Source organism: Mycolicibacterium parafortuitum (assembly GCF_010725485.1).
GTDB lineage: Bacteria > Actinomycetota > Actinomycetes > Mycobacteriales > Mycobacteriaceae > Mycobacterium.
On sequence record NZ_AP022598.1, the window covers coordinates 1235889 to 1251206 of the forward strand.

Here is a 15318-nt window from a genome sequence, read left to right on the forward strand (position 1 = left end):
TGGCCATCCTGAGAATGTATGCTCTCGTTTTAGGATAACGGCGATACCGGTGTTCAGGGCGTGCCGGCAGAGTTGGTGATCGAGAGGAATGACTGTGAGCGATCCGAAGACGTTCGAAGTATGGGACGCCGACAACCACATGTACGAGACCATCGACGCCTACACCCGATACCTTCCCGAGAAGTACTCGGAAGCACTGAAATTCGTCGATGTCAACGGCCGGAAGAAGCTGCAGATTCTCGGCGTCATCACCGAGACGATCCCGAATCCGACCTACGAGGTGATCCCGACGCCGGGCGCGTGGGCCGACTACTACCGCGGTATCAACCCGGAGGGCAAGTCGCTGCGCGAGCTGGCCGAACCGATCCGCTGCCCCGACGAGTTCCGGCGGCCGGACCTGCGCCTGGCTCTGATGGACCGCCAGGGTGTCGACGGCGCGGTGATGTTCCCGACCACCGCGGGCATGCTCGAAGAGCGCACCAAGTCCGACACCGAGTTGACCCACGCCATCACCCACGCGTTCAACCGCTGGCTGCTCGAGGACTGGACGTTCAACTACCAGAACCGGATCTTCCCCGTCCCGGCGATCTCGCTGAACGACCCGGCGAAAGGCGTGCAGGAACTCGAATGGTGCCTGGACAACGGTGCCAGGACGGTGCTGATCAGGCCTGCGCCGGTACCCCGCGAAGACGGCACCTCCCGCTCGGCGGCACTGCCCGAGTTCGACGACTTCTGGCGGCTGGTGGAGTCCTCGGGCATATCGGTCCAGATGCACAACGCGGATTCCGGATACGACCGCTATGTCGACGACTGGGAGAGCGGCGCAGAGTTCCAGGGGTTCCAGCTGACGAAGCTGCGCGGGTTCATCTACGAGGAGAGCCGCCACATCTTCGACACTCTCGCGGCGTTCATCGCCCACGGGGTGTTCGAACGGTTCCCCGGTGTCCGTATCGGCGTGGTGGAGAACGGCGGATCCTGGGCGCAGCGCCTGATGGAGGTGTTCGACCGGGTCTATCGCAAAAAGCCCAAGGACTTCGGCGAGCACCCCGGCGACGTCTTCCGCCGGCACATCTGGGTCAACCCGTTCCACGAGGAGGACATGTCGCACCTGATCGACGTGCTGGGTGCGGATCGAGTGATGTTCGGATCGGACTACCCACATCCGGAAGGTCTGGCCGAGCCGGCGGAGTTCGTCAAAGAGCTGGCGGACCTGCCCGCCGACACCACCGCACGCGTCATGGGCGGAAATCTCAAGGAGCTCATCGGGATCTAGCCCGTGCGGATTCCGCCGAATCGCGCCCGGAGTTCGTTCTTCAACACCTTGCCGGTCAGGTTGCGCGGCAGCGCCTCCACCACCTGCAGGCTCTCCGGTGACTTGTGCTTGCTCAGGCCCTGGGCCTGGCAGTGCTCGGCCAGCGCCGCCAGCGTGACCTCGACGCCGGGCTGCGCGACGACGACGGCGCACACCCGCTCACCGGTGCGCGGGTCGGGCACGCCGATCACCGCGATGTCGGCCACCGCCGGATGGGTGGCCAGCACACCCTCGATCTCCAACGCCGAGATGTTCTCGGCGTTGCGGATGATCGCGTCCTTGATCCGGCCCGTCACCACGACATTGCCGGCGGCGTCGATACGGCCCCAGTCCCCGCTGCGGAACCAGCCGTCGTCGTCGAACGCGTCGGCGTTCAGGGCCTCGTCGACGTAGCCGAGGAAGCACTGCGGTCCCTTCAACCGCAGTTCACCCTCTTCCCCGGCGTCCACCTCCCGACCGGAGTCGTCGACCACCCGCACCGACACCCCCGGCACCGGTCTGCCGACCGTGTGATCGAGCACGTCCGGCGCACCGTCCGGCGGCGGCGAGGTGGCCACCGGGAACTCGGTCAACCCCCACGCGTTGGCGACCCCGGCGACCGAAAGTGTCTCGCGCACCTGCCGTCCCAGTTCAGCGGTGATCGGCGCACCGCCGCCCAGGCACGCCCGCAGGTCGGGAAACAGCGGCTCACTGCCCTGGGCGCGCTGCGCGGCCATGTAGGCGACGAAGAACGGGGTCGCGGTGCCCAGAAGCGTCGGCCGGTGCGCCGCGATCGCATGCGGCCCCGACACCGGGTCGAACGCGTCGAACAACACCAGCCGCATGCCGGTCAGCAGGCTGGCGGCCAGCATCGCGGCGCCACCGATATGCGAGATCGGGAACGGGATCGGGTTCACGTCGCGGCTGGTGGCACCGACCATTCCGACCACACCGGCCGAGCCGGCCATCACCGACCGGTCGCAGTGCCGAACACCTTTCGGGGCCGCCGTGGTACCGGAGGAGTAGTAGACCCATCGTGGCAGGGTTCCCGACGTCGGCGGCGCCGGAAGTTCCGCCGGATCTCCATGGGGAAGGCGTAACCCGTCGGCCACGGGTGCGCCGTGATCGACGACCACGACGCTCATCGGCCGGCTGTCTGCGAGATCGTTCGCGAGGGCGACATGGTCGAAGCCGTGCCACATCCCCGGCACGATGATCACATCGGTCCCGAGTTGGGTTGTGGCGAAGCGGACTTCACGCTCGCGCCAGATCGGCAGGATCGGATTCTGGACGGCACCGAGTCGAGCCAACGCGACCATCACCACCATGGTCTCCAACGTGGTCGGCAACTGCCAGGACACGATCGTCCCTTCGGCGACGCCGCGCTCGGCGAAGGCGGCGGCGGTGCACGCGGCCGCATCGCGCAGTTGGGCACAGGTGAGGTCACGTCCGAAGTCGTCGGCGAGCACGACCCGGTCGGGATGCTCGCGGGCCGCCGCCTCCACCAGGTCCCAGTAAGTCTCGGCCCCGGACACCGCTGCACTCAGTGCCATCGGTTCGCTCCGCAAGCTGCGCTCAGTGCCATCGGTTCGCTCCGCAAGCTGCGCTCACGAACTCGGCAGCAGCATCCGCCGCTTGGCCAGGATGTTGCGCATCATCTCAGAGCTCCCCCCGGAGACGGTGTACGCGCGCGACCACAGCCAGCACTCACGCAACCGCTCCTCGGCCTGTGACACCGCCGGGTCCGTCGACCCGTCGGTGCACACGATAGCCGCGAGCTGCGCGCCGTAGGCCGAAACCCGGTGGTAGGTCTCGGCGAAACTCAGCTTGGCGATCGAACCGTCGGCCGGCGCCTCCGTTCCGGCGATGAGCCGCTCCACATGGTCGTCGATGAAGGCCTTCGCCACCTCGACCTCGACGGCGAGCTCCGCGATCGCCTGTCGGACATCGGCGTGCCCCAGCGCGGACCTGCCGTCCAACAACCCATTTCGGGCGACCAGCACAAGGTCGTCGATCAGAAGCTCCAGCAGGATGACGTTGCCGCCGATGCCGAAGCGTTCGAAATCGAGCCCGGTCATGATGATCGACCAGCCCTGGCCGACGTCACCGATGAGGTTGTCGCCGTCGACCTCCACACCGGTCATGAACACCTCGTTGACCTCGATCGCGTCGCCGATGGTCCGGATCGGACGGATCTCGACGCCGGGCGCCGACAACGGCACCGCGAACACCGACAGGCCGCGGTGGCGCGCCGACGCCGGATCCGTGCGGATCAGCGCCAACCCCATATCGGCCCAGTGCCCGTCGGTGATCCAGGTCTTCTGTCCGTCGATGACCCAGGTGCCGTCGTCCCGGCGGACCCCACGGCTGCGCACGCCGGCGATGTCACTGCCTGCGTCGGGTTCGCTGAGCAACTGACACCACACGTGCTCGCTACGCCGGATCGGCGGCAGCAGTCTGCGCTTCTGCTCCTCGGAGCCGAAGTGCAGCAACACATGCGCGGCGAGGTTCACCTGATCGACCGGCCGCGGTGCACGCGCCCGCAGGATCTCCTCGCTGACGATGCGGTCGTGCAACGGGTGGTGATCGGCGCATCCGCCGTATTCGACCGGCCAGTCCGCACCGACGAACCCGGCGTCGAACAGCCCGGCGAACCAGCTGCGCAACTGGGCCTCCTGCTCGGCATCCTCGGGCGCGCGGTGCCCTTCGCGCGCCTCGATGGGCGGCGCATGGTCGGCGATATGGCGCCGGACGAGATTCCTGAACTCCTCCAGCTCGGCAGCGCTGGGACGGTTCCGGTAGCCGCTCACCAGCCGGACACCTCCGCATACAAGGCACGGCTGGACCGGACGGTGCCGAGCAGATGGCCGTTGGTGAATACCCGCCGCAGCTCGTAGTGCAGCGGATACTCCCAGGTGAATCCGATGCCGCCGGACAGTTGCATGCATTCGTCCACTGCCGCAGTGGCGTTCGCTGCGACGAACGCGTGCGCGGCCGCCGTCATCGCGGTGGCGGAGTTGTCGTCGGCGGCGATCGCCCGCGCCGCCTTCATCACCGCGGCGCGCGCCTTGACCTCGAACACCAGCACCTCCACCAGGCGATGTTGGATCGCCTGGAAGCTGGCGATCGGGCGGCCGAACGCGACGCGGTCCTTCAGATAGGCCGTCAGCCGGTCGCGGGTCATGGACACCGCGCCGACAGAGTCGGCGGTGACGAGCAGCCTCGCCATCGCGAGCAACCGGTCGCTGCGCTCGGCGGACCCGATCGGCGTGCCCGCCGACCCGCTGAAGTCGACGCGCCACACCGGTCTGGTCACGTCGAGGAGGTCATCGTCCCATCGGCGGCGACGTGCATCGAGATCGTCGAACAGCTGAATTCCGTTGGCGCCCAGCGTGACGACCACGTCCACATCGTCCCCGCGGATCACACGCGCGGAGTCGGCGGCGACGGTCAGGGCCGCCGACGCCGCGCCGTCCAGTAATTTCGGCAGCCAGGCGTCCCGCACCTCGCCGGGCGCAGACGCGAGCGCGGCAGCGGCCATCGTCGTGCCGAACCACGCGGACCTGTCCTGCGCCCGCCCGAGTTCCTCGGCGACGACGCAGCTCTCGACCGGGCGCCATCCGGCCCCACCGAGCTCCTCGCCGACCAGCAGCCCGGTCCAGTCCATCGCCGCGAGATCCTCGACGGATTCCTTGTCGCCCCGGTCGGCCAGGAAATCCCGCGCAGACGCTCTCAGCAGATCGAGGTCGACGTCCTCATCCGACATCAGATGGTCAACTCCGCGCGAGCAGCTGGTCGGCGTTGTCCCGCATGATCCGCTTCTTGGCCGCGTCGTCCAGCGGGTCGAGCAACTTGACGAAATCGGCAGGTTCGGCGAGTCCTTCGGCGTGGGGGTAGTCCGATCCCATCAGAAGACATTCGTCATAGCCCAGCCGGGCCACGATCGCGGGGATGTCGTCCTCGGGGTAGGGCACCACGCCGACGTGCCTGCGGAAGATCTCCGACGGGCGTTCGGTCAACTTGCCGCCGATCCACGGCCCGTTTCGGCCCATCCCGCGGCTTTTGTCCATGTGGATCACGAACTGCGGCACCCACTCGGCACCGTGCTCGGCAACCAGGACGTTCAATCCGGGGAAACGGCCGAACAGATTGTCGAAGATCAGTGCCGACAGCGTGTCCTCGATCGGCCGCTGACCGTAGATGTTCATCCACTGCCAGGCCGACATGTGCCACGCCGCCGGATCGGGGTTGTGCCCCCAGGCCGGCGAGATGTTGTCGAAGTACCAGTACGGCTGGATGTGGAAGACCAGCGTGCAACCGGCTTCCTGCAGCCGGGCGTAGATCGGGTCGAAATACGGATCGCCCGGTGAGCGGCCGTAGGCCGGACCCGTCGGGAGCAGCACCATCCGCACACCCTGCTCGATGATCGCCTCGGTCTCGGCGACCGCCGAAGGCAGATCGCGCAGTGACAACAACGCCGTCGCGTAGATCTTGTCCTGGTAGTTGAAGCCCCACGTCTCGTCGAACCAGCGATTGAACGACCGCAGATTCGCATACAGCGCCTCGGTGTCGTCGACGTAGTGCTCGGCGGCCAACGCCATTCCGGCCGGGAAAATGACCGCGCGTTCGACGTTCTGGCGCTCCATCACCTGCAGTCGGGCGTCGCGCTCCAGCCACTCCGGCTGCATCGGCTGCGGCTCGTAGGTCTCGTCGGGATTGCCCGAGCCCATCTGCTTGAGCATCTCCTTCAGCGATCCGGGCCGGTATGCGAGATCGAAGCCGAGTCCTGCCTCACTGTTGAAGGTCGCGATCCGGTGACCGGCGAGGATCACCTCTTTTCCGTCCGCGGCCCGCACCGGAGCGATGGCGCGGTCGTGGAACGCGCTGGGCAGATACCGGGTGAACGCATCGCGCGTCTCGTAGCAGTGGGTATCGCAGTCAAAGATCCCGTAGTCGAGTTTCGTCGTCACGCCCGGCTCCTTCGCGCAGATGAGAATCTATATTCTCCCAATTCAGAAAACATACTATCCTCGGCCGAGAATGCATATCCCGGTTGGACACATCGCCCCCGAAGGACCCCATGACCGCTAGCGAGGCCGACGCACTCCGCCAGGCAGTACGCGAGTTCTTCGAGGCCGTATCGCCGTCGACCAGAGTTCGCGAGCTGATGGCCACCGAAGCGGGCTTCGACCGGACGTCATGGGTACAGATGGCCAACGAACTGGGCCTGCACGGCATCGCCGTCCCCGAGCAGTACGGCGGAGCGGGAGCCGGCCTACCGGAACTCGCAGTCGTCTTCGAGGAGATGGGCGCAGCCCTGCTGTGTGCGCCGTTCTTCTCCACTGTCGCACTGGCCGTGCCGACGCTGCTCACCAGCGGTGACGAAGGCGCGATGCAGCAGTACCTGCCCGCACTGGTCGACGGCTCCGAGACCGCCACCGCGGTGCTCAACGGATCACTCGACGCCTGGGATCCCGCCGCCGTGTCGCTGACGGCCCGCCGCGACGGCCCTGGTTATCGGCTGAGCGGCCGGGCCGAGCGGGTTCTGGACGGTCACACGGCGAATGTGATTCTGGCCGTGGCGAACACAGCCAACGGTACATCGCTGTTCGCGGTCAGGGCACCTTCCGAAGGACTCGATCGGCAGCCGCTGGCGACGCTCGACCGCACCCGCAAGGTCGCCGCACTGAGCTTCGACCGCGTGCCGGCGACACTGATCGGAACCGACGGTGGTGCCGCCGCCGGCCTGGAGCGGGCCTACCGGGTCGCCGCGATCGCTCTCGCGGCCGAACAGGTCGGCGCCGCACAGCGATGCCTCGATATGGCTGTGACCTATGCCAGGGAACGCATCCAGTTCGGCCGTTCCATCGGCAGCTTCCAGGCCGTCAAACACCGCTGCGCAGACATGCTGGTGCTGCTGGAAGGCGCCCGGTCCGCCGCGGCGCATGCGGCCGGCCTCCGCGACGGCGACGACCAGGCGGTGGCGGCCTCGGTCGCCAAGATGGTGTGCTCGGAAGCGTTTCTCGAAGTGGCGCTGGACAATATGCGCATCCACGGCGGAATCGGGTTCACCTGGGAGCACGATGCCCACCTCTACATGCGCCGCGCCAAGACCACCCAGTTGATCTTCGGCACCCCCGACCACCACGCGCAGCGCCTGGCCACCCTCGTCACATCATCAAGCCCCTAGCCGGAAGGACCACCGTGACCATTTCGTACTCCCTCGAACTACCCACACAGCGGGTGGAGGCGGTGGCCGAGTTCGTCTCCGCCGAGGCGATATCGGAGATCGCCCGTGCCGCCGAAGCAGCCGGCTTCGCCGCGGTGCACGTCACCGACCACCCCGCCCCCGACGCCAAGTGGCTCGACCACGGCGGACACCACGCGCTCGATCCGTTTGTGGCACTGTCCTTCGCCGCCGCGGCGACCACCGAGGTCAAGCTGCTGACCAACGTCTACATCGCCGCGTACCGAAACCCGTTCCTGGGCGCCAAGTCGATTCAGAGCTTGTCGGTGCTGTCCGGCGGGCGGCTCATCCTGGGCACTGCCGCCGGCTATCTGAAGCCCGAATTCAGATCCTTGGGAGTCGATTTCGATACGCGCGGCGCACAGCTGGACGAGGCCCTCGACGTCCTGGACAAGGTACTGACCGGTGACGACATCGCCTACGACGGAACGACGTTCTCCGCGCGGGGTGTCCGGCTGCGACCGTTGCCCGCGAGCCCGCCACCCGTCTGGATCGGAGGCAACAGCAAACCCGCCGTGCGCCGCGCGGTATCCCGCGCCCAGGGATGGGCCCCGTTCAACACCTTCGGCTATGCGGCGGCGTCGCGCACCGCCGAGATCTCCACGCTCGACGAGCTCGAGGCCGCCATCGGGTGGGCCAAGAAATACGCGGCCGAGATCGGCCGCGCCGCGCCGCTGGACATCTGTTTCTCGGCGGGCAACCTGCTCGACGACAGCCGATCCGCCGACGAACGGCACGCGACGATCGCGAAGCTGGAGGGGATGGGGGTGACCTGGCTGACCATCGCTCCGCAGGGCGCAGACCGGGCCGAGGTCATCGACACCGCTGCGGCGTTCGCGCGAGAGTTCATCGCATGAGACTGGCGGCTGCGAACCCGTCGACGCCGATGCGCCGGTGGGCGAACAGCCAGCGTGCGTCGATCGGGGTGAGCACGTCGCGGTACCGGCCCCAGTGGTCCAGTCCGACATCGGTGTACACCGCGAAGTAGCTGCTCACCTCGATCCGCTGCGGCGTCACCGACCGGAACCGGATGCTCGCGACGTGGTGGCGCACATACGACGGGCTCTGCCGTCCCGGCTCCGGCTCTTTCGCCATCGCGGTCGCCAAGCCCGCTTGGATCGCGGCCGGCCCGGTCAGCGGCCCCGTGCCGCCGGTGAACTCAAGGACGCCGTCGGGCCCGAAGCACTGCGCCAGTGCGGCCAGATCGAACGTGTCGGTCGCCGCGGTGTAGTCGGAAAGCGTCCGCCGGACGGACTCTCGGGCATCGAGCTCCCAGAGCTCCATCAATTTCCTCCGATGTAAACATTAGTTGCCATCACACGATAACGTGTGTTCTCATGCCGCAACCACGCCTGCAGGAGCTTCTCAACCCCGCCACCACCGCGCTGGTCACCCAGGAGTGCCAGGGCGGCGTGATCGGTGCGCAGGCAGGTCTGCCGATGCTCGCCGAAGAGGCCCGTCGCGAGGCGGTGCCCAACATCGCCACCCTGCTGGGGGCGGCCCGTGCGGCCGGGGTCACGGTGGTGCACTGCCTGATCGAGAAACGGCCCGACGGCCGCGGCGCGAACACCAACGCCAGGCTGTTCATGGCGGGCAAGTCGTTCCCATCCGATCTGACACCCGGCACTCCCGGCGCCTCGCTGCTCCCCGAGCTCGGCCAGGAGCCCAGCGACATCGTGCTCACCCGCCTGCACGGCGTCGGGCCGATGACCGGAACCGACCTCGACTCCGTGCTGCGCAATCTGAACATCAGAACAATTGTGGGCGTCGGTGTTTCGGTGAACGTGGCGATCACCAACTTCGTCATGGACGCGGTCAATCGCAGCTATCAGTTCGTCCTTCCCCGCGACGCGGTGAGCGGGTACCCCCGTGAGTACGCGGAGTCGGTCATCGACAACACCCTGGCGTTGCTCGCGACGGTGACCACCACCGACGCGGTGGTGGCCGCATGGAAGGAGTCGGCAGCCGGCTAGCCCGGTATAGCTGTTGCCGCAGCATGGTGATAACGTCGTTCTCACATTCCGTAAATGCTCATATTCGCAGCTCTGAGGAGGTCGGACACATGTCTACCCGGTCCCTGCCGTACCCGGTCTTCGACATCGACAACCACATGTACGAGACGACGGACGCCCTCACGAAGTACCTGCCGAAGCAGCATCGCGGCAAGGTCGGCTACGTCGAGGTCAACGGCCGGCCCAAACTCGTGGTCAAGGATCACATCAGCCACATGATCCCGAACCCGACGTTCGAACGGGTGGCCCGGCCGGGCAGTGCCGAGGACTACTTCCTCGGCAACAACCCCGACGGGCTGAATTTCCGCGAGTTCATCGGGGAGCCAATGGATGTCATTCCCGCCTTTCAGCACCCGGCGCCGCGCTTGGAGCTGATGGACGAACTCGGGATCGACCAGTGCGTGATGTACCCGACCCTGGCGAGCCTGATCGAGGAACGGACCACCGACGACGTCGTCCTGACCCACGCGATCATCCACGCGCTCAACGAGTGGATGTACGAGCATTGGACCTTCAACTACGAGAACCGGATCTTCGCCACGCCGGTGATCTGCCTGCCTCTGGTCGACGAGGCGATCAAGGAGTTCCACTGGTGCCTCGAGCGCGGGATGAAGACCTTCCTGGTCCGTCCCGCCCCGGTGCCGAGTCGTTTCGGCGGGTCACGGTCGATGGGCCTTCCGGAGTACGACCCGTTCTGGCAGGAAGTCGTCAACGCCGGAATCCCGGTGACATTCCACGCCTCCGACAGCGGATACCAGAAGCATCTGATGGAGTGGGAGGGCGGTGACGAGTACCTGTCCTTCAAACCGAGCGCACTGCGAGAGGTCGTGATGGGCTTCCGCGCCATGGAGGACACGCTCGCCGCGTTGATCTGCCACGGGGCGCTCTCGCGCTTCCCCGACCTGAAGGTTCTGGTCGTCGAGAACGGCAGCGGATGGGTGCGAAACCTGTTGCGCCTGTTGGACAAGGCGTACCGGACGATGCCCAAGGAGTTCGACGAGCACCCGGTCGAGGTGTTCAAGCGTAACGTCTACATCCACCCGTTCCTCGAAGACGACATCAAGGGGATCATCGAGATCATGGGCGAGGACCATGTGATGTTCGGATCCGACTTCCCGCATCCCGAGGGCATCGGCGATCCGTTGAGCTTCGTGGACCGGCTCGACGGAGTCTCCGAGTCGGCCAAGGCGAAGATCATGGGCGGCAACGCGATCGAGGCACTGGGCCTCAAGGTTTCGGTATGACCCAGACGGCGGCCTCGCCGACGCTGTTCGACGGAGTCGACGCCTTCGAAGCACACGTCGGCGAGCACCTGGGCTACAGCGGATGGCACCAGATCACCCAGCGGGAGATCGACCTGTTCGCCGAGGCGACGGGCGACCACCAGTGGATCCACGTCGACGCCGAGAAGGCCGCGCGGGGCCCGTACGGGAAGACGATCGCCCACGGCTATCTCACGCTGTCGTTGGTGCCGATTCTCGTCCAACAGATCTACCGGGTCACGGGCCTGTCGATGCAGGTGAACTACGGCGTCGACAAACTGCGGTTTCCGGCACCGGTGCCGGTGGACTCCCGCATCCGCGCCGGCGCCGAGTTGATCAAGGTGGAGCGCAACGACAAGGGCGCCAGGGCAACCGTCCGGGTCACCGTGGAGGTCGAGGGCTCCGATCGGCCGGCCTGCGTGGTCGACACCATCGCCGCGATGGTGAGCTGAGGCGCACGCTAAGCATTGAGCAGTCGCTCGCCGATGACACCCTGGGCGCGCAGCGCCGTGATCTGCTCGGGCGTCAGGCCCATCTCGGCGAGCACCTCGTCGTTGTGCTGGCCGAGGGTCGGAGACGGCGTGCGGTGGTGTCGCGCCGGACCCGGCGTGATCCGAAACGGCCAGCCGGGGAAGCGTTGTCGTCCCGCGATCTCGTGGTCGAGGTCGACATAGAACCCGCGCGCATCGAGTTGGTCGACCTCGTACATGCGATCGGCCGTCATCAGTCGCGCGGCGGGCACGCCGCGCGCCAACAGGGCCTCGGCGAAATCCTCGGCACGGTTCGCCGCGGCGTGTTCGGCCAGCACCGCGTCGAACTCGTCATGGTGGCGCAACCGGGCGGCCGCCGAACTGAATCGCGGATCCTCACGCAGGTCGGGTCGGCCGATGACCTCGGTCACGCCGGCCCAATCGGTGTCGTCGCGCACCGAGACCGCGATCCAATCGTCCTCCCCCGGCGTGGGGTAGACGCCCTGCGCATAGTCGCGGTGCCGGTTGCCCTCCCGTTCGCACACCCGTCCGGTCATCGAGTACTCGATGACCGGTTCGGCCGTCACGGCGGCACCGACCTCGATCTGCGCCACCTCGATCAGTTGCCCCTCACCGGTGCGGCGCCGGTGCTCGAGCGCGGCGAGCAGCGCCACCGTCGCATGCACCCCGGCGATGGGGTCGGCCGGACCTTGCAGGTTGCACGGCGGCCCGTCGGCGTATCCGGTCACCGCCGACATCCCGGCCAGCTGTTCGATGTTGAGTGCCCACCCGACGTAATCGCGCCATGGTCCGTCCAGTCCGAAGCCCGGCATCCGCACCATGATCACCCCGGGGTTGATCTTCACCAGGGAGTCGTAGTCCAGCCCGAACTGCTCGACGACCCGCGGCGAGAAGTTCTCGATCACCACGTCGGCCTCCGCGGCCAGCCGCATGGCCAGCTCCCGGCCCACGGCGCTGCCGAGGTCGAGGGTGATGTCGCGCTTGTTCAGGTTGGTGCCCTGCCACAGCGGCCCGATGTCGTACCACCGGTCGCTGCTGCGCAGCAGCGAGCCCGAATACCGGTGCCCGTCCGGACGCTGCACCGACTCGACCTTGACCACGTCGGCGCCGAATGCGCCGAGGTAGCAGGTCAGATACGCACCGGCCCAGAACGTACTGAGGTCGAAGACCTTCAGGCCCGCGAACGGGCTTCCCCCGTCCGTGCAGCCTTCGCCGCGCTGCTTGCGGTCGTCCCACGGCGTAGGGGCACTCTCGCCGAGAGCCGGTGCGGGCCGCGGCGAGGGCACCGGCGTCTTCGACAGCCGGAACGGGGCGCCCGGCCTACGGAACGGCACCTCCCCGGCGTCGGTCATCTGGCCGCCGTCGACGAAGAACCCGCGGTCGCGGTACTGGGGGCAATCCAGGATCGTCGCGCCGTCGTTGATCGGCGCGGCGGGGATACGCATGGCCTGGCTCAGCTCGACGAGGTCGGCGACCGGCATCGAATCCAGCCAGGGCTGCGCCTTCCCGAAGAACTCGTCGCGTTCCGGGCCGCCGAGCATGATGGCGAGTTGATGTTCGCCGAACTCCGGCAAACCGACCATCGCGCAGACGTCCAACCAGTGCTGCCCGGTCAGACAGTTGATACCGATCCAGCCGTCGGCGGCGCGAACGATGCCCAGCATCGGCGCCGCCTTCGAGTTGGTCGGCAAACCAAGGCTTTTCAAACGTTCCGCCATCAACATCGGATACGGCAACGTGCTCAACAGCGACTCGAACGCCGACACGTCGGCCTCGACGATGCGGCCCCGCTCCCCGTCGGCGACCCGCAGCGCGGTCAGCGCCGCCAGCGCCGCATAACCCCCGACGATGTACTCGGGGATGCGCGCCCCGGCCTGCACCGGCGGGCGGCCGAACTCGCGGGTGTTGACCCATCCCGACGCCGCCTGCAGGGTCAGCGATGTCGACGGCTGATCCCGCCGAGGGCCGTCCTGGCCGTAGTCGGACACTCGGACGACGGCCAGATCGCTGTTGATCCGCTGCAGCGTGTCGCGGTCGAGCCCCCACTCGAACCGTTCGGTCGACCCGGGCGGGAGATCTTCGACCAGCAGATCGGCCCGCGCGAGCAGCTCGTGGACCTGCGCCAGGCCCGTGGGTGTCGTCAGATCTACTGTCAGACCGTGCTTTCCGGCATTCAGGTACTCGAACAGTCCGCCGTGTCCGGCGGCCTCGTCGCGGAACGGACCCCAGCGGCGCAGCGGATCCCCCGAGGGGGACTCGATCTTGCAGACCTCGGCGCCGAGGTCGACGAGAAGTTTGGTGCAGTACGGCGTCGCGATCTGAGTACCCAGTTCGACGACGCGCAGGCCGGCCAGCGCCGAGCTCACGCGGGTACCCCGATCGCCTTCGGTTCCATGTAGGCCCGCAGCCCCAGCACTCCGCCTTCTCGACCGATGCCGCTCTGCTTGAAGCCGCCGAACGGGGCGTCGCCGGGGATGGTGCCGTTGATGGAGACCTGACCGGTCCTGATGCGGCGGGCGACCGCGAGGGCGCGGTCGACGTCGCCACCCCAGACCGCACCGCCCAGCCCGTACGGGGAGTTGTTGGCGATGGCCGCGGCGTCGTCGTCACCGCTGTGTCGCAGCACCGTCAGCACCGGCCCGAACACCTCCTCCTGCGCGATGTACGAGTCCGGGCCGGCATCGGTCAGGATCGTCGGTTCGAAAAAGTTTCCGCCCGAGGGGTTTTCGAGAATGTCGCCGCCGGTCACCACCTTGGCCCCGTCGGCCTCGGCGCGGCGGACGAAGCCGCGCACACGCTCCAGATGCTCCCTGCTGATCAGCGGCCCCATGTCGACCCCGTCCTCTGCGGGGTCGCCGACCTTGACGGCGCGCGCGAGGTCCACCAGCCGGGCCACGACCTCGTCGTGGCGTTCGGCGGGCACCACCAGCCGGCTGTTGAGGATGCACGCCTGCCCGGCGTGCAGCGTGCACCCTTCGAAGAGCAGTCGCTCGAGCAGCTCGTCGGTCAGCTCGACATCGTCGAGGAGCACGCTGGCCGATTTTCCGCCGCACTCCAGCAGAATCCGTTTCATCGTGCCCGCCGCACCGGCCATCACGTCCCTGCCCACCGACGAACTGCCGGTGAAACTCACCATGTCCACCCGGGGGTCCAGGGTCAGAACCCTGCTCGCCTCGATTCCGGTCGGGGTCACGACGTTGACGACCCCGGGAGGAATATCGGTTTCCTCCTTGATGATTCGCGCGAGCGCCAGACCGGCCAGGGGCGTCAGCGGCGAGGGCTTCAGCACGAGCGTGTTGCCCGCGGCTAGCGTGGCACCGACCTTCATCACGTTGAGCGTGTGCGGAAAGTTCCACGGTGTCATGACCGCGACCACGCCGAGAGGTTCGTAGCGCAGCAGCGTCGTGCCCGCCGCTCCCCACGCATCCATCGGCGCCTCAGCCGGCTCGAGGGCGAGTTCGGCGGAGTGACCGGCCATGAACGCCGGGCCGTCCACGTGGATCAATCGCTCGTTTGCCGTACAGCCCCACTCCGCTTGCGCGAGCGCGTAGATGTCGTCGCCGTGGGCGAGCAGCGCATCACTGAGCTGCTGCAGACATCTGGCCCGCTCCTCCGGTGCCGCCGTGGCCCAGGGGCCGGAGTCGAACGCCGTCCGCGCCGCGGCGATGGCCTGTTCGACCTGCGCCACCCCGGCATCGGGTGCGGTCGCGAGAACCTCGCCGGTGGACGGGTTGGTGACCTCGTAGCGGGCGCCGTCCGCGGACACCCAATGGCCGTTGATGAACAGGTCGTAGTCGTCGACGAGGCTGGACGAGGCCATCAGATCACTGGACCTTCCTGGTTGCCCTACAGATGGTGGCCGGCCGTGCGTATGCACCGAGATATCCGACATCTGCGACTTGTGTGTACACCGGCCCAAGTCGGTCCGTCAATGGTTGACCGCGTTTAAGCTGCGGGAATGCCGATTGACACTCGAGCTACCGGTGCGGTAGACACAGAATAGCCGGACATTTTG

13 protein-coding genes are annotated in these 15318 nt (G+C 67.2%); 6 read left to right on the top strand and 7 right to left on the bottom strand.

The annotated features are described in order from the left end of the window. Positions 1-88: 88 nt before the first annotated feature. Positions 89-1273 (top strand): amidohydrolase family protein, encoded by a 1185-nt coding sequence (locus NTM_RS05740; RefSeq protein WP_163765725.1) that lies wholly within the window; start codon positions 89-91, stop codon positions 1271-1273. Here NTM_RS05740 and NTM_RS05745 read toward each other — a convergent pair. Genes NTM_RS05745 through NTM_RS05760 form a run of 4 tightly spaced genes read right to left on the bottom strand, consistent with a single transcriptional unit; the run spans position 1270 to position 6261 of the window. Further along, a complete protein-coding gene (locus tag NTM_RS05745) occupies positions 1270-2844 on the bottom strand; it encodes a class I adenylate-forming enzyme family protein (protein ID WP_179963893.1) in 1575 nt (524 codons plus the stop codon). The two genes, NTM_RS05740 and NTM_RS05745, sit on opposite strands and share 4 nt — an antisense overlap. A 54-nt stretch (positions 2845-2898) precedes the next feature. Then, positions 2899-4101 carry an acyl-CoA dehydrogenase family protein gene (locus NTM_RS05750; protein WP_163765726.1) on the bottom strand — a complete coding sequence of 401 codons (1203 nt, stop codon included), beginning with the start codon at positions 4099-4101 and terminating at the stop codon, positions 2899-2901. Beyond that, on the bottom strand, positions 4098-5057 hold the full coding sequence (locus NTM_RS05755; protein ID WP_163765727.1) for an acyl-CoA dehydrogenase family protein: 960 nt from the start codon (positions 5055-5057) through the stop codon (positions 4098-4100). The genes NTM_RS05750 and NTM_RS05755 overlap by 4 nt, the downstream gene beginning before the upstream one ends. 7 nt (positions 5058-5064) lie before the next feature. Then, entirely contained in the window at positions 5065-6261 is a 1197-nt protein-coding gene (locus NTM_RS05760) for an amidohydrolase family protein (RefSeq protein ID WP_163765728.1), read from the bottom strand. Positions 6262-6371: 110 nt separating this feature from the next. On the opposite strand from NTM_RS05760, the gene NTM_RS05765 reads away from it, so the two are divergent. Together NTM_RS05765 and NTM_RS05770 are read left to right on the top strand one after the other, a co-directional pair. Continuing rightward, the gene (locus tag NTM_RS05765; RefSeq protein ID WP_163765729.1) at positions 6372-7481 is read left to right on the top strand and encodes an acyl-CoA dehydrogenase family protein; all 1110 of its coding nucleotides are present in this window, start codon (positions 6372-6374) and stop codon (positions 7479-7481) included. Positions 7482-7495: 14 nt separating this feature from the next. Then, positions 7496-8395, top strand: coding sequence for a TIGR03619 family F420-dependent LLM class oxidoreductase (locus NTM_RS05770; protein ID WP_163765730.1), 900 nt, complete (start codon positions 7496-7498; stop codon positions 8393-8395). Here NTM_RS05770 and NTM_RS05775 read toward each other — a convergent pair. Next, a complete protein-coding gene (locus tag NTM_RS05775; RefSeq protein WP_163765731.1) occupies positions 8385-8822 on the bottom strand; it encodes a nuclear transport factor 2 family protein in 438 nt (145 codons plus the stop codon). The genes NTM_RS05770 and NTM_RS05775 overlap by 11 nt on opposite strands. Positions 8823-8875: 53 nt before the next feature. On the opposite strand from NTM_RS05775, the gene NTM_RS05780 reads away from it, so the two are divergent. From NTM_RS05780 to NTM_RS05790, 3 genes are all read left to right on the top strand, one after another. Beyond that, on the top strand, positions 8876-9511 hold the full coding sequence (locus tag NTM_RS05780; protein WP_163765732.1) for a cysteine hydrolase family protein: 636 nt from the start codon (positions 8876-8878) through the stop codon (positions 9509-9511). Positions 9512-9600: 89 nt separating this feature from the next. Next, positions 9601-10794: an amidohydrolase family protein gene (locus tag NTM_RS05785; RefSeq protein WP_104864270.1), complete on the top strand. Its 1194-nt coding sequence runs from the start codon at positions 9601-9603 to the stop codon at positions 10792-10794. Then, the gene (locus NTM_RS05790) at positions 10791-11264 is read left to right on the top strand and encodes a MaoC family dehydratase (RefSeq protein ID WP_163765733.1); all 474 of its coding nucleotides are present in this window, start codon (positions 10791-10793) and stop codon (positions 11262-11264) included. Before NTM_RS05785 ends, NTM_RS05790 begins: the two co-directional genes overlap by 4 nt. Before the next feature lie 8 nt (positions 11265-11272). Here NTM_RS05790 and NTM_RS05795 read toward each other — a convergent pair whose 3' ends face one another. Both NTM_RS05795 and NTM_RS05800 read right to left on the bottom strand, forming a co-directional pair. Further along, complete coding sequence (locus tag NTM_RS05795; RefSeq protein WP_163765734.1) at positions 11273-13669, bottom strand: CaiB/BaiF CoA transferase family protein; 2397 nt, start codon at positions 13667-13669, stop codon at positions 11273-11275. Continuing rightward, the gene (locus NTM_RS05800) at positions 13666-15126 is read right to left on the bottom strand and encodes an aldehyde dehydrogenase family protein (protein WP_104864457.1); all 1461 of its coding nucleotides are present in this window, start codon (positions 15124-15126) and stop codon (positions 13666-13668) included. Before NTM_RS05800 ends, NTM_RS05795 begins: the two co-directional genes overlap by 4 nt. Between the last annotated feature and the right edge of the window lie 192 nt (positions 15127-15318).